Source organism: Halobacillus sp. 12SKB, assembly GCF_052941655.1.
Map to the genome: position 1 here is coordinate 547,715 of NZ_JBRFWR010000001.1, position 15,711 is coordinate 563,425.

Annotated in this window: 10 protein-coding genes; 3 read left to right on the forward strand and 7 right to left on the reverse strand. The window is 43.4% G+C overall.

The genetic code is table 11. The annotated features are described in order from the left end of the window. Positions 1 to 40: 40 nt before the first annotated feature. From ACQ4XT_RS02665 to ACQ4XT_RS02680, 4 genes are all read right to left on the reverse strand, one after another. On the reverse strand, positions 41 to 1,438 hold the full coding sequence (locus ACQ4XT_RS02665) for a sulfatase family protein (protein ID WP_446852402.1): 1,398 nt from the start codon (positions 1,436 to 1,438) through the stop codon (positions 41 to 43). Positions 1,439 to 1,468: 30 nt separating this feature from the next. Further along, a complete protein-coding gene (locus ACQ4XT_RS02670; RefSeq protein ID WP_446852403.1) occupies positions 1,469 to 2,890 on the reverse strand; it encodes a PTS transporter subunit EIIC in 1,422 nt (473 codons plus the stop codon). A gap of 108 nt (positions 2,891 to 2,998) precedes the next feature. Further along, positions 2,999 to 4,564, reverse strand: a complete 1,566-nt coding sequence (locus tag ACQ4XT_RS02675) for a DUF3604 domain-containing protein (protein ID WP_446852404.1) — start codon at positions 4,562 to 4,564, stop codon at positions 2,999 to 3,001. A 36-nt stretch (positions 4,565 to 4,600) separates the two neighbouring features. Then, the gene (locus ACQ4XT_RS02680; RefSeq protein WP_446852405.1) at positions 4,601 to 5,923 is read right to left on the reverse strand and encodes a family 4 glycosyl hydrolase; all 1,323 of its coding nucleotides are present in this window, start codon (positions 5,921 to 5,923) and stop codon (positions 4,601 to 4,603) included. Between the two features lie 230 nt (positions 5,924 to 6,153). Between ACQ4XT_RS02680 and ACQ4XT_RS02685 the strand changes: the two genes are divergently transcribed. Next, positions 6,154 to 6,933, forward strand: a complete 780-nt coding sequence (locus ACQ4XT_RS02685) for a MurR/RpiR family transcriptional regulator (RefSeq protein ID WP_446852406.1) — start codon at positions 6,154 to 6,156, stop codon at positions 6,931 to 6,933. A gap of 89 nt (positions 6,934 to 7,022) precedes the next feature. Here ACQ4XT_RS02685 and rlmD read toward each other — a convergent pair whose 3' ends face one another. Further along, positions 7,023 to 8,483 (reverse strand): 23S rRNA (uracil(1939)-C(5))-methyltransferase RlmD, encoded by a 1,461-nt coding sequence (rlmD, locus tag ACQ4XT_RS02690; RefSeq protein WP_446852407.1) that lies wholly within the window; start codon positions 8,481 to 8,483, stop codon positions 7,023 to 7,025. Between the two features lie 110 nt (positions 8,484 to 8,593). Then, positions 8,594 to 9,778 carry an MFS transporter gene (locus ACQ4XT_RS02695; RefSeq protein WP_446852408.1) on the reverse strand — a complete coding sequence of 395 codons (1,185 nt, stop codon included), beginning with the start codon at positions 9,776 to 9,778 and terminating at the stop codon, positions 8,594 to 8,596. Between the two features lie 518 nt (positions 9,779 to 10,296). On the opposite strand from ACQ4XT_RS02695, the gene ACQ4XT_RS02700 reads away from it, so the two are divergent. Both ACQ4XT_RS02700 and ppdK read left to right on the forward strand, forming a co-directional pair. After that, entirely contained in the window at positions 10,297 to 11,115 is an 819-nt protein-coding gene (locus ACQ4XT_RS02700; protein WP_146815891.1) for a pyruvate, water dikinase regulatory protein, read from the forward strand. Next, positions 11,115 to 13,790, forward strand: coding sequence for a pyruvate, phosphate dikinase (gene ppdK, locus ACQ4XT_RS02705; protein WP_446852409.1), 2,676 nt, complete (start codon positions 11,115 to 11,117; stop codon positions 13,788 to 13,790). Before ACQ4XT_RS02700 ends, ppdK begins: the two co-directional genes overlap by 1 nt. Before the next feature lie 162 nt (positions 13,791 to 13,952). On the opposite strand, the gene betA is transcribed toward ppdK, so the two are convergent. Beyond that, the gene (gene betA, locus ACQ4XT_RS02710) at positions 13,953 to 15,659 is read right to left on the reverse strand and encodes a choline dehydrogenase (RefSeq protein ID WP_446855562.1); all 1,707 of its coding nucleotides are present in this window, start codon (positions 15,657 to 15,659) and stop codon (positions 13,953 to 13,955) included. Positions 15,660 to 15,711: the final 52 nt, after the last annotated feature.

A 15,711-nucleotide genomic window follows, 5' to 3' on the forward strand; every position in this document is an offset into this window, starting at 1 on the left:
CCTCCTTAATCTGATCTCCAAGGGCCGTTAATGACAGTCTTTATTTACAGGGCCACTGATCATAATCCTCTATGTTGTTTGAACTTGGCCTAAGGCTACTTCTCTTGTTTACCTTCCACGAAGCGGAGAACTTGTAGGCTCCTTCTAACAAAGGATCTTCTGTTTCCATTTGCCAATGCTGCAATTCTTCTCTTAACTTATTTAAAACATCTTGGTATTGCTCATCCTTTACAAGATTCTTTCCTTCTGAAGGGTCAAAGTATAGATCAAACAAGTACTCTTCATCTTTTACTTTATCGGTCCACCCGTGTTCAATTAATAATTCCTTGAGCTCTGATTCATCCGTGTTGGATAAATTATATTTAGGCCATAAATCATCAAAATATTTAATATATTTGTACCTAGTCGTCCGAACGCAACGAGCAGGCTCATAAGACGTATGAAAGTTCGTCTCCGCAAAGACAAATTCTCTTGTTTTGTTTTTTGGATTCCCTAAAATATCTATGAAGGATATCCCTTGTAAATGGTCAGGCTTCGGCAAGGACAACAAATCACAAACTGTTGGGAACACGTCGATTTGTGACACCAGTTCATCCGTAACTCGACCAAAGGTTTCCGGATAACGAGGATGACGGATGAGAAGCGGTACACCAATCCCTTGATCCGTCAGGCTGCCTTTCATAAATGGATTGGCCACTCCATGATCCGTGGAAAACATTACAAGTGTGTCCTCATACAATCCTACTTCTTTTAAGGCATCCATCACCATTCCAAAACATGTATCAGCAATATGTGCGGATTTATTGAAACGAGCCGCATCTACCCTCGCCTGCTTATTAGGGTAAGTACCCGATGGAACTTCCACATAATTGGGATTATATTTACCCTCTCTTTCCTTCTCTGTTAACTCAGGATACTCACGATGCGTCGTAAATAAGCCATAAGATAAAAAGAAGGGCTGCGCCTTGTTTTCTCTCTCTCTAATATATTCTACGATTCTTTTTGCATTGTCCTGGTCCCATTCAGCTAAAGATGAGCTCTCGTCATACCCCTTCATATCTGAGGTTAAATGAGTCGTGTAGCCAAGTTCTTCTGCCGCTTCATCCCCTTTGTCCAAAGGGTTCCAAAAGCGATGTTCATGTTGAACACCGCTTAGAACTGTTTCATATTGTTGACTTTGTAAAAATTTAGCCAAATGCCAATTCAAATCCACTAATTGAAAACCTCTATGAGCCAAGCCTAACATCCCGTTTTGATGAGGGTAGGTTCCTGTCATGAACGATGCTCTGGATGGAGAACAAGTTGGACTGCCATTAAAAGCATTGGAGAATAACAACGACTCTTGGGCAAATGCCATTAAATGTGGTGTAGGTACATTTTTTCCGTAAGGCTTGATCTGTTTCCCTGTATCATGCGTGTGAATGTAAACAATGTTCATGACTGATCCTCCCTGCTTAAGGTAATATGACTATTGGTTTGCTGCTTCTTTCATTTCAGCTTGCTCTTCAATCTTGTCTTCACTTTTGGTGCGATTCTTTTTTTTAAGAAACAGTGTTGTCAGTACAAATGGAATACCTCCAGCGATGACGTTCACTATCGTGTACTGAAGCATGCTGCCGTCTAAGTGAAGGAGAATTCCTGGTATAACGGCAATTCCCATTCCGGAACCAGTCAAGCCAATGGCCGCAGAATACATAGCTCCAATTCCACTACCAATTAACCCGAAGATGAATGGCCAGAAGTTAACCAAGTTAATTCCGAATATCGCAGGTTCCGTAATACCAAACCAAGCGGAAACAGCGGCGGAATAGGCAAGCGCTTTTTGCTTGCGGTTTTTAGCGAACAGAGCGAAAGCAAGAACAGCTCCTGCTTGACCAGCTACTGCGGCGGAACGAATCGGCTGATAAATATTTTCACCTGTTTGCTGTAGGAAGTTAATATCGATTACCCATAAAGCATGGTGCAACCCGGTTATAACCAGTACCTGCTGCAAGCTTCCTATGATGAGACCACCGATTCCCACTGGTAATGTGAATAGCATTTGGAAAAGATCTACGACGCTGGACTCAAGCAAACGAGCGACAGGCCCAATGGCGAACAGTCCAATAAAAAGTCCTACTGTCATAACAATAAATGGTGTAATAATTAAATCGAGTGAGTCTGGGATGATTTTCCTAATGCGTTTCTCAAGATAAGCGGCAATAAATGCAACTCCCAGAACTGGAATAACGGATCCTTGATATCCAACAATAGACGACTCAAAACCAAATAAGGAAACGAGAATAGGTTCAAGGTTTCCTCTACCAACGGCTCCACCTGAAGGTAAGATCGGGTGGACAAGCATCAGTCCAATAATGAACCCAAAAATAGGTGTTCCGCCAAATCGCTTCATCGCTGACCAACCGACCAAGGCAGGCAGGAAGGCGAATGGTGTATCCGTCAATATTTGAGAAAACTTGTACCAGAATGTGTCATCTTCCAACCAACCAAGATTCGTCAGGAAGGAACGCAGTCCCATAAGAATACCAGAGGCAACAATGACTGGAATGATTGGTATGAAAATATCTCCGAAAACACGGATCAACTTTTGCAGTGGGGACATATTGTTATAAGCTTCTTCTTTCACTCCACCTGTGGTACTTCCTAGTTTCTCAGCTTCACGGTAAACCTCATTCACCGTTCCTGTTCCAAGAATAATCTGGAATTGACCTGCTTTGAAAAGTACCCCTTTAACCCCTTTAATGTCCTCAATCTTTTCTCTGTTGAATTGATCTTCGTCCTTCAACATAATTCGAAGTCTCGTCGCACAGTGCTCCATGGCTTTAATATTGTCTACACCGCCGACATTTTCCATAATGTCTTTCGCAGTTTTAGCATAATTTAAACCCATTCCCTCACCCTCACTTCATTAGTATTTTGGTTCCGGAAAAAATGTAAATGCTTACAAAATAGATTTGACTCACTGCTAGATTCTGGGAACCTAGCAGTGAAGGTTTTCTTATTTATTGATCCAAACTGGAGAAGCCCAAGCCTTCTCCCCATTCCTTTGATGGACTTTTACCATAATATAATCTTTTTCATCATTCTCAAACCCTTCAAAGACACAATTGTAATTTACCTTATATGCTTTTTCAGGTACTCCACGGTGCACTTTGAATTTGTATGCGTTGTGCCAGAATGGATCGGAACGATAAAAGTCATCTTTATCAAATCTTTCTTTGGCTAAAGCTTTAGATTCTTCTACTAAACCTACCAAATCCGAATCTTCCAGAATATCAGCTACTTTGTAAGCGTACGTTTTTCCATCCAGCTCAATGGTAATGGTAGAGTTCACATCGGCTTCAATTTCGAAAATCATTGCCTGATTTTGAATATAAGGAGTCGAATGATTTTTCTGAGATAACTTACCGTTCCCAGCATTCGCTTTACGTGTAACAACCTCAAAATCTACCTTTTCATCCTGATGTTCAACAATCTTGGATCCAGGGGATGTCCAAAGCTTCTCTACATCATGAATTTTCCCTGTGGTCTGAACGCTTCCTATCCATGTTTTTTCAGAGATGTCCGGATAGACACGTTGATCTGGTCCCCAGCCCATTTCCAGTTCAAACTTGAACTTCACCGTACCTTCAAGCTTATCTTTTTCCCATTTGCCATTGTGTACATAAGTATCTTCCACTACTCCATTACGGATCACTTCAATTCGATCCAGCGCATTCGTGGCTTCAACAGCAATATTCGCTTCATAACGATCCTCTTCATTTCGTTCAATAAAGCTTCCCATCAAAGCATCATTCAATGTGTAGTACAGCTGAATTCTACTGCGAGTCACTCCATACACATGACGGTTGAGCAAAGCTTCAAAGATCGTATTTTTATCGTTGTTATCGGCCCACACACCCATAAATCCATTGCCTGTAATAGCTGACGACACGTGATTATCACCGGAACAGATGACCCCTGTAACCGCCCCGTTATTCAGACCATTCATCACTGTTCCTTTGCTATCTCTTGGTCCCATGTGAATATGAACGTTTAATGGAATATCATCAATATCACTTTCAGATGATCCATGGGAAGAGAAAATCTCTGTGAATGGAGAATAACGATAATCATGCGTTGCCCAATTCTTGCCACGGTGCCCTACCCCATAACCTGGGTGGTGCGGAATAGCAAGCGCATCTCCAAGTGGAATGTTGTCACAGAGCTCCTTGTACGTCATCGGATGCGTCATGATTTCTTCATTGGAACGATAGAACACATTATGGTCTCCGTCTTCACCATTCCCTTGCCATTCATAGCCCATATAGAACGGAAAACCGTCATCTTCATGACTCTTCGCAAATTCTCTTATTGCTTCCCAGTCTTCATCCCTGCGATCCTGGGGAATGACATCTTCTAGAGGAAGTCCTTTTTCAGATTTACGATGATGGAACGGGTAGTAGGCAAGGGCCCAGAAATCCAGCATTTCTTTTGAAAAGTTGTACCACTCTTCTAATTGATCCAATTTATTGGGGTGTAAGTTGGAGTGAAAGTCAGACCATAAAACTTTTTTATTCGTCATTTCTATCAACCTTTCTATTTGAAAAATGTATGCTGCTTACGTTAAAGCTGGCCAGTATTCTTTATTGGCTTCAACTAGATCATCAAGGATTGCTTTAGCTTTTTGAGTATCGACCACCGTACGGTTCAATACCAGTGCCTTCAGTGCATCATCATAGCTATTGTTGTAAAAGGCATCCACTGTCAATTTTTCATAAGCTAATTGGTTTTCCAGCAGTCCTTTGTAGAAGGTTGGAATCGGTCCCACCCGTAAAGGCTCTACGCCGTTGGCATTGACTAAGCAAGGGACTTCAACCATCGCATCGGAAGAAAGGTTTTCGATGGCTCCTTTGTTCTCAACCATTACTAAGAACATTTGATTTTCATTGTTAACGATGGACGTCATCAAGTCGATAATGTAATCTCCATGAACGCCGCTTACTAAGGAAGAGTTCTCGACTGTCTGTCTTTCTATCACATCGTCCAACATCGTAAATACTTCCTTTTCACGTCCGTTGATTACTTCGTTAGCTCGGGTATAGGTTGGATTCGATTTTTCTACCATTTTTGATGGATACAAATAATACTGAAGGTAAGTATTTGGAATATAGCCATCAAAATCTCTTGTCATCGTTGCCAATTGCTTAAACGTATCCTGCCATGACTCGTCTAACATAGCATGTTCACTTGGCAGAATTTCTTTATCTTTCAAGAATGAATGAATTTCAGGTAGTCGATCATTTCCTGTTTCATCATAAATGGCGGTGAACCATCCAAAGTGATTTAAACCAAAGTAGCGCGGGGAAAGTTGACTTCTCTCCTTATCTAAAACAGATGAAAACGCATCCATAATTGCGATTGGCATATCACATATATTAATCAATTTGTGATCGTCCGGAAATTCTCTTTTGGTTGCTTCCGCTACAATGGCTGCAGGATTAGAATAATTGATAATCCAAGCATCCGGAGAGTAAGAACGGATTCCATTAACTAAATCAATAAACTGGCGAAGTGTTCTCATGCCATAAGCAAAGCCACCCGGTCCACATGTTTCCTGTCCAACGGCTTCATGTTTCAGTGGGATCTGCTCATCCTCGACACGCATCTTTAAGCCGCCTGAGCGGATTTGCATTAAAATAAAGTCCTTATCTTTAAAAGCCTCTTCTTCATTTGTCGTATAATGAATATTCTTTACTTCTGGATATTTCTCTCTAAATAAGATTTCAGCGAACTGACCGACTTTAGCTTGCCTTTCTTCATCCACATCATATAGTGTAAGACTATTTATAGGAAGCTGATCCTGGTAGTCACAAATGGTTTTCAATAAAGCTGGTGTGTAAGTACTGCCCCCACCAACGATGGTTATATTCAATTTCTTCACCTGAGATCATCTCCTTTTCTTCGGTAAACTCATCATAGAATCTCCGGTGATTGAATTCAATATTATCTGACTACTCTGTGCATGCACGGCACAGATGTGACGTTTCACACGCAGTGTGAAAAAGTATCATTTTTCCAATAAACGGGAAATTACCAGAATCAAATCACTATGAAAAATACCCCGTGAAGTTTGATATAATAAGGAGTAATGCAGGTTAGGGAGGAAATCGTATGAAGTATCTATCAAAAATGATTAAACAACACGAGGAAGTTTTATCGAATACGGACCTGAAAATCTTGGACTATGTAACCGAGAACATCAACGAGATCGATCAATATTCCATAAACCAACTGGCAGAAAAATGCTACGTCTCTCGCACCACCATCCTTCGTTTATCCAAAAAGTTAGGTTTCTCTGGATATTCCGAGTTCCGCTCCTATGTGAAATTCAATAAAGAACAAATCAACCTCTACACCACACCCGACATTGAAAAGAATTTTCTAAGAAAAGATATAGAAAGAACTGCTGAACTGTTGAAAAAAGAATCAGTAGAAAGTTTAGTGACCGATATGATGGAGGCGAAGCGCGTCTACTTCATCGGTTCATGGCTCCTTAAGACAAGTTGCTATTATACAGCCAAACGATTAAGTTATTACGAAAGCAAATTCAATTCGCCGCAAAATGATGAAGAAATCGATATATCCTTTCTCCATGAAGACGGAATCAATTCGGATTCTCTTGTCATTTTTCTCTCATTTTCAGGAGAGACACCTAAGATTGTCAATTATGCGAAGAAAGCTGAGAATTTAGGAGCAAAAACCGTATCCATCACATCCATTTCCAAAAATAAACTGTCCAAGTTATGCGACGTAAACTTCTGGGCGTATTTCTCAATGATTTATGAAGATACGAACAATGAATGTATCGCTTCAAATCTGACCATTGATTATATACTGGAAGAAATCTTTTTGAGTTACCTATCTCGAAAAGGGATTATTAAATATGATTAACAGGCTCCTGTTATTCTCACATAATTAGTAAAAAAAAGAGGTCAATCCTCTATAGTGGATTGACCTCTTTTATAGCCTTTATTCTTTAATTAGTCTTTGTGCACTAACTTCGCCACGGATTCCACATGATACGTTTGCGGAAACATATCCACCGGCTGAATCCCTTCCACCTCATATCCGTTCTTCACTAAATACTTCATATCCCGCGCCTGTGTTTCCGGATTACAGGACACATAAACAACCTTTTGCGGCTTGAGCTTCACAACACTTGATAAAAACGCTTCGTCGCTTCCGCTTCTCGGCGGATCCATAATCACGACATCCGCTTTCTCTCCGCGCGCGGCCATGTCGACCATAAATTCACCGGCATCACCTTGATAGAACCGCGCATTATTCACGCCGTTGCGCTTCGAATTACGGATGGCGTCCCGAACCGCATCCTTATTCACCTCTACGCCGATGACTTTTCCAGCTTTGCGGCTGGCAACAAGACCAATTGTCCCGATCCCGCAGTACGCATCAATCACGGTTTCGTTTCCAGTCAGCTCGGCCATTTCAATCGCTTTTCCATAAAGCTTTTCTGTCTGGACCGGATTGATTTGATAAAAGGACTTTGCGGAAATTTCAAATTCCAGTCCGCACAACGTGTCGGTAATCGTACCTTTGCCGAACAACACTTTTTCCTGTTCTCCCAGAACGACACTCGTATCGCGCTTATTTACATTCAATAGCATGGTCGTAATCTCTGGATGAGCCTTTCTCATAGCTTTCACAAAATTGTTCTTTCCTTTGAACTCCGAAGAAGCTGCGACGAGCACCACCATGATCTCTCCACTGACCTTGCCCACTTTGATCAGCACGTGCCGCAAGAATCCGCGTCCTGTGTCTTCATTATAGGGCTGCATTTTTGAATTTCTCATGTAGTCCTTGATCGTATCTATGATTTCATCCGCTTTCGGATCATGGATGAGACAACGATCCATCGGGATGATTTCGTGCGTGTGCTGTGCGTACAAGCCGCCAATGACCTGACGCTTATGATTCAGACCAAATGTCGTATGACTCTTATTCCTGTAATCATACGGATGATCCATCGTGAAAATAGGCTCCGGTTTTCCGAAAGGCTTCATCAAGTGATCGATCGTTTCCTGCTTGAAGCGCGCTTGCGCATCGTTGCTCATATGTTGAAGCTGACACCCTCCGCACTCGTAGTAATATGGACAGGGCGGATCGACACGTTCTTCTGCTGAAGTGATCACACGCTTTACTTCTGCGTCCAAAAACTTTCCCTTTTGAACGATGTTTACCTCAGCCATTTCCCCAGGCAATAGAAGAGGGACTTCCAAACGCTTGCCCTTCCACTCGGCAATCCCCTTTCCTTCATCGGTCAGACCTGAGCACGTAACCTCTGCTGTTACGGGTTTCTGACCACGGGCAGGTTTACCTTTGGGTAGTGTATGAGGAGAGGATTTCTGTTTCCCATGAGGCTTTCCAGACCTGTTCGGTTTCTTATTCGTTTTTTTATATCCTTGATTCTTTCGTTTACTCATAGGCACTTCCTGTCTTTGCTTATTTGCCCCTCATTATAAACTACCCGAAGCCGGTGGTAAAACAGAGGGAAGAAAAAAGAGCTCCCCCTTTGAGTGGGAAGCTCTTTGCATCAACTCTTTCTAAGTTTTTGAACGATAAGGAATCCGCCAGCCGCCATGACAAAAATAAGCAGCAGGCCCGCAAAACCGTTGGTAAAACCTGTACGCTCAATCGCAAATCCGAACAACGGAAAGCTGATCATAATGATAAAGCTCTCCATCAAACCAATTAATGAAAAGAAGGTGGACCTGACATTACTTTTCAATAAGTCTTGTACAAACGAGCTGAAGATGGGTTCGAAAAGACTCAACAGCTGTGCAAGGAATAAGAATGATAGTAGAATCGCCCAGTCCATAGCAAAGATAAACAGGATGAAAAATAATAGAAAAAGCCCTAAGCCGTAATATAAGATATTGAAGAACTTAAACCGTTTTTCGACCCTGTAGGCGATTTTCGCCATGACGACTCCTAAGAGCCCCTCTACTGTAAATACAGCACCTACCACAACAGAGGAGTAACCTAACTGGATGAAGTACTCCTGACCGTAAAACACGAGGATCACCATTACCGCACTCGCCAAAATAAACAACACTACAGGACGGTGGATGACCGAATTCTCCCGCCATACAACCAAACCTGACTTTAATTGATGGACCCACTGGTTATACCAGCGACCGCCGATGTCTTCCGTTTTTTCACGTTCCGGCTCCTTCAATAAAAACAGAGGAATGAGAGCAAGAACATGGGTGAAAATCGTTGTTCCATACACCCATCCCCAGCTGATATCCGCCATAAAACCGCCGAGGAATTTAGCAAGGCTCAATGATAATAGAGCAAGAGCCGTCATGCTTCCGATCACCTTCGTATAATCTTTCTCCCGCTTTTCATTTTTCAACGTGTCATAGGCAAACGCCTGCTCAGCACCTGAGTGGAAAGTCACCATCATCCCCATTGATAAAAAGGCGAGCGTGAACATTGAAAAAGTACCGCTGATCATCATAAACAGTCCATAAAGAATACTGAACACATTTCCGATGACTAAACTCACTTTCCGGCCATACAAATCAGCAATCATCCCTGTAGGAACTTCAAAAAGAACAATCGCCAAGTGAAGAAAAGCTTCCAGCAAACCGATTTGACCGAACGTCATTCCTTTGTCACCAAGGTAGATGACCCACAAGGCCCGGTCAAAAAACAACTGAGCGAAAAAGATATAGAAATAAAGCATATAGATATTGCGTTTCGTTTTAAACATTGTTATTGGTCCTCTCTTCTACATAAAAAACCCACACGTGATCTTTCCCGTGTGGCAGCTTCCGCTATTTGAAGGAAATCATACGTACGTTCACACGATGGAATTCAGCTAAAAAAGGACACACTTGTCCCTGGGACCACTGAAATTCCAAAAATAGACATCATGAAAAGCAGGTGTTTGTCCTCACTTTTGACGTCTAAGGTGAATGTAGGCATGATTTTCCCTCCTTTATGTACAAGATTGGTTTCCATTATAGTACGCTTTCAAACTTTAAACAACTTGCTCTGGTTCAACAGAAAACGAGTCTTTTAATAATGACCACGAATCATAAACGAACTTTTTGTTGTATCCATCCGTAAACAATGATACTATACTACTCAGTAATAGTATGACACATTAACTTAATAAGACCACATTAGTGTGACACATTAATCAGGAAGGTATGAAAGGTTGGGAAACTGTACATAAGCCAACGTTTCATACACTTCCTCTATGACTAAAAGTAAGGGAGATGGATTGTGACGAATCAAGAAATGGTTTATATCGTGTCCGATTCCGTCGGAGAAACAGCTGAGTTAATGGTAAAAGCTGTGGCAAGTCAATTTTTTGGTCAGGAAGTTGAGATCCAGCACTTTTCCTATGTAGAGGACGAACAGGATATAAATAACGTCATCACGGTTGCGAAGTATCGTCCTTCCATCATTGCTTACACCATCGTCCTCCCTGATTTGAAGGATTATCTCGACCAGAGAGCGGAGGAAGAACAAATCATTGCCGTTGATTTGATGTATCCTCTCATGAATGCATTCACTCAAAAGTTCAATATGCAGCCCAATCGTCAACCTGGACAGATGAGAAAGTTGGATGAGAACTATTTCAAACGGGTGGAAGCCATTGAATTTGCTGTGAAATATGATGACGGACAGGAAGTCAGAGGATTGAAACAGGCAGATATTGTGCTCGTCGGGGTGTCGAGGACCTCCAAGACTCCTCTTTCTATGTATCTAGCGAATAAACAATTCAAGGTAGCCAATGTGCCTCTGATCCCTGAGGTCCCGCCTCCTGAAGAACTTTTTGAGATTCCAAGGAAGAAATGCATTGGATTAATCATTTCACCGGAAAAATTAAATGATATTCGCAGAGAACGATTAAAAAGGCTGGGACTAACAAACTCAGCCAGTTATGCTTCATTGAACAGGATCTTCGAAGAATTAACGTGTGCGGAAGACATTATGAAAAAAATTGGATGTCCAGTGATTGATGTTTCCAACAAGGCGATTGAAGAGACAGCCGATATCATCCTGGCCATGTTTAATAAAAGGGGGAGCTTTGCCTAATGGAAAACAATTTTGTATTCATGTTTGATCACTCTGAAAAGAACAAGAAAGAACTCCTGGGTGGAAAAGGTGCGAACTTAGCGGAAATGACGCGGATTGGTTTACCCGTTCCTTACGGCTTTACAATTACGACAGCCGCCTGCAATGCCTATTATGATGCAGAAAAATCCATATCTCCAGAAGTCGAATCCCAAGTCTTACATTCCCTCCAAGTCCTTGAAGAGAAAACAGACAAAAAATTAGGGGATCCAACTAATCCACTTCTCGTTTCTGTGCGCTCAGGTGCCGTCCATTCCATGCCTGGGATGATGGATACCGTTTTGAATCTTGGAATGAATGATGACACGGTTAAAGGAATGGCAGAACTTACGAATAACGCTCGCTTTGCCTATGATTCCTATCGCCGGTTTATTCAAATGTTCGGGAATGTTGTCCTGAATATAGAAAACTACTTATTCGAACATCGGTTAGAAGAAATCCGCGAAGAAAAAGGGTACCATTCCGATACAGAACTCACAGCCGCCGATTGGAAAGAAGTGATTGAAGCATTCAAATCGATTGTGTTCAAAAATACGAAGCGAAGCTTTCCTCAGGATCCAAAAGACCAGCTTTTCCTTACAATCAAGGCCGTGTTTGACTCATGGAATAATAAACGGGCCATCCTGTACCGCCGCCTTCATCAAATTCCCGGACACCTTGGGACAGCGGTCAACATTCAAAGCATGGTATTCGGAAATATGGGAGAGGATTCCGGCACGGGGGTTGCCTTTACACGCAATCCATCTACCGGGGAGTCTAAACTTTATGGAGAATATTTGATCAACGCACAGGGAGAAGACGTCGTCGCAGGGATTCGTACACCTCAGCCGATTGCGACCTTGAAAGATGAAATGCCGGATGTCTATCAACAATTGGTGGAGACCTGTCAGTTATTAGAAGACCATTACAAAGATATGCAGGACATTGAATTCACCGTAGAACGCGGCAAGCTGTTCATTCTGCAAACACGGACTGGGAAACGAACCGCCCAGGCTGCCATTCGAATCGCTGTTGAAATGGTCAAAGAAAATATCATGGATCAACGCGAAGCTCTTTTACGGGTGGATCCCGATCAGCTCGACCAGCTGCTCCACCACCGCATTGATCCTGACTACAAGAGGGAGCAATTAGCGGCAGGATTACCTGCTTCCCCTGGAGCGGCCACTGGCCAGGTTGTCTTTGATGCGGATGAAGCCGATATGCTGGCCAAAGATGGAAAAAAGGTTATCCTCGTCCGCCCTGAGACGACACCTGATGACATCCATGGAATCATCGCTTCTCAAGCTACAGTTACGAGCCGAGGCGGAATGACCAGTCATGCTGCCGTTGTTGCCAGAGGAATGGGGAAAGCTTGTATCTGCGGCTGTGACTCCATGAAAATTCATTTGGATTCCAAACAGTTTACCGTCAGAGAGACGACTGTAAATCACGGGGATACGATTACGATTGACGGATCTACAGGAGAAATCTTCCTAGGTGAGATTCCAATGATTGAACCAGAACTTTCGGAAGAATTCCAGCTGCTGCTTCGCTGGGCCGATGAAGAAAGAAAGATCGGAGTCCGGGCGAATGCGGATAATCCAACAGACGCTGCGCAAGCCCTGGAGTTTGGAGCGGGCGGCATTGGACTTTGCCGTACCGAGCATATGTTTATGGATAGCTCCCGTATTCCTACCGTCCAAAGCATGATCCTATCTGAAACGACTATGGAACGTAAGGAGGCTCTTGATCAACTCCTGCCTATGCAGCAACAGGATTTTGAGCAGATTTTTGAAACGATGCAAGGACATCCCATCACTGTACGCTTACTGGATCCCCCGCTTCATGAATTTATGCCGGATAAAGAAGAACTGCTCGTTGATGTGACAAGGTTGCAAATCACCAGTCCCGACTCTAAAGAGTTGCAGGAAAAGGAAAACCTTTTACGCAAAGTACGTTTATTAGAAGAAGCGAACCCTATGTTGGGCCTTCGTGGCTGCCGCTTAGGTATGATCCATCCTGAAATTTACGAAATGCAGATCCTGGCTATTTTCCAAGCGATGTCTACCGTCATGAAAAAAGGAATCACCGTGAAACCGGAAATCATGATCCCTCTTGTCAGCCACGTAAATGAACTGAAAGAAATGCGTCAATTGGTCGTTCGGATCAGCCAGCATGTTCAGTCGGAAACAGGACAGGAGTTCGAGTACCTTATTGGAACCATGATTGAAACACCACGCGCAGCACTTACAGCCGACCAAATTGCTGAAGAAGCAGACTTCTTCTCGTTCGGAACCAATGATTTAACTCAAACGACGTTCGGGTTCAGTCGAGACGATGCAGAAGGTAAGTTTCTTCAACAGTATGTAGATCGCGATGTGCTGCATAGAAATCCATTCGTTTCCTTGGACCAGGATGGTGTTGGGAAACTTGTAGAGAGTGGTGTCAAACTGGGGAAAGAAACAAACCCTGCCCTGAAAACAGGGATTTGTGGAGAACACGGAGGAGAAAAAGAGTCCATTCAGTTCTGCTTTAATTTAGGACTGGAATATGTAAGCTGCTCTCCTTTCCGCGTTCCATCAGCACGACTGGCAGCTGCTCAGTCAACCATTCGCAGCGAACGGAAGAAGTCCCGAAAAGAACCACAGTACAGTTAATGGAGTGATGCTCCGTTCTCTACATTGAGATGTAAAAAAGCGTTCCATCCGTTGTTGGATGGAACGCTTTTTATATTAAAAACAATGAATAGAAGAAGGCTCCCCTATTCCATGTACGCTTCATGCGCCATGCATTTTGAAGAGGCCTTCTCTATACAAATTTTATTTTGTTTCGACTTTAGAATTGGATTTAGGAACGGTTCCTGCATCAGCTGGGTGAACGCCGTGCTGGTAGTAATCCGCATCAATTGGATTCAGTGGCTTACGTCCAAGAATCAAGTCTGCTGCTTTTTCTGCCAACATCAATACAGGAGCATGGATGTTTCCGTTAGTAACATATGGCATAGCAGACGCATCAACTACGCGTACGTTATCCAGTCCGTGGACCTTCATGGATTCAGGGTCTACAACAGACATAGGATCCGATTCCGGTCCCATTTTGGCTGTACAAGACGGGTGAAGAGCCGTTTCTGCGTCTTCTCTTACCCACTCAAGGATTTCTTCTTCTGTCTGAACCGTAGGACCAGGTGAAATTTCACCAGCATTGTAAGGCTTCATAGAAGGCTGGGACATAATTTCACGAGTGATGTTAATCGCTTCGATCCACTCCCGTTTGTCCTGTTCTGTAGAAAGATAGTTGTAAACCATGCTTGGATGCTCTTTCGGATCTTTGGATTTAATCTTCAAGGATCCGCGGGCATCCGAATACATGGGTCCGATGTGTACTTGGAATCCGTGATCTGTCGGTGCTTTTTGTCCATCATAACGAACCGCTACCGGAAGGAAGTGGAACATCAAGTTCGGGTAGTCGACCTCATCGTTGGAACGGACGAAACCTCCGCCTTCGAAGTGGTTCGTCGCAGCTGGGCCTGTGCGTCCAAGCATCCACTGAAGACCGATCCAAGGCATGCGGCGCTTCTGAAGGTTCGGCTGTTCGGAAACAGGAACCGGGCACGCGTGCTGGACATAAACTTCAAGGTGATCCTGAAGGTTTTCTCCGACACCTGGAAGATCGACGACTGGCTCAATGCCAAGAGAACGAAGGTGTTTTGCGTCACCTACACCAGATAGTTGAAGCAGCTGTGGCGTGTTGATCGCACCACCGGCAAGGATGACTTCTCCTGCTTCCACTTGATGCATTTTTCCGTTTCGCTTATACGTTAACCCTTTCGCTTTCGTGCCATCAAAGTCAATGCTCGTAACGAATGCACGAGTTTTGATTGTCAGGTTTTCACGATCCATGACCGGGTGCAAGTAAGCACGGGATGCGGACAAGCGCTGCCCTTTGTACACATGTTTATCAAACGGGCCGAACCCTTCCTGACGAAATCCGTTCACATCAGGTGTACGGTTATAACCGGCTTCTACAGCTGAATCAAAGAAGGCTTGGAATAGAGGGTTCTTCGCTGGTCCGCGCTCCAATTTGATTGGACCATCGTGACCACGCATGTCATCATCCGGTGATGCCAGCGCATTTTCCAGACGCTTGAAGTATGGAAGACAGTGAGCCCAATCCCAGTTTGTCATGCCTTCATCAGCACCCCAGCGCTCATAGTCTTTCGGGTTTCCACGCTGATAGATCATCCCGTTAATGGAACTGGAACCTCCGAGTACCTTTCCGCGGGCATGAGGAATACGGCGTCCATTCATATATGGTTCTGGATCCGATTCGTACTGCCAATCATATAGGTTTTTACCTGATGGGAATGGCAGAGCCGCAGGCATTTGGATCAATAAGTCCCAAGAATAGTCACTGCGTCCTGCTTCCAGTACAAGTACACTTTTTTTGCCATCTTCACTCAGGCGGTTACCCATTACAGAACCTGCACTACCGCCTCCAACGATTACGTAATCATATGATTCAATCATAGCCATACACTGTTCCTCCTTGATGTTTTAGTTGGGAAGAAGATGACCAAAA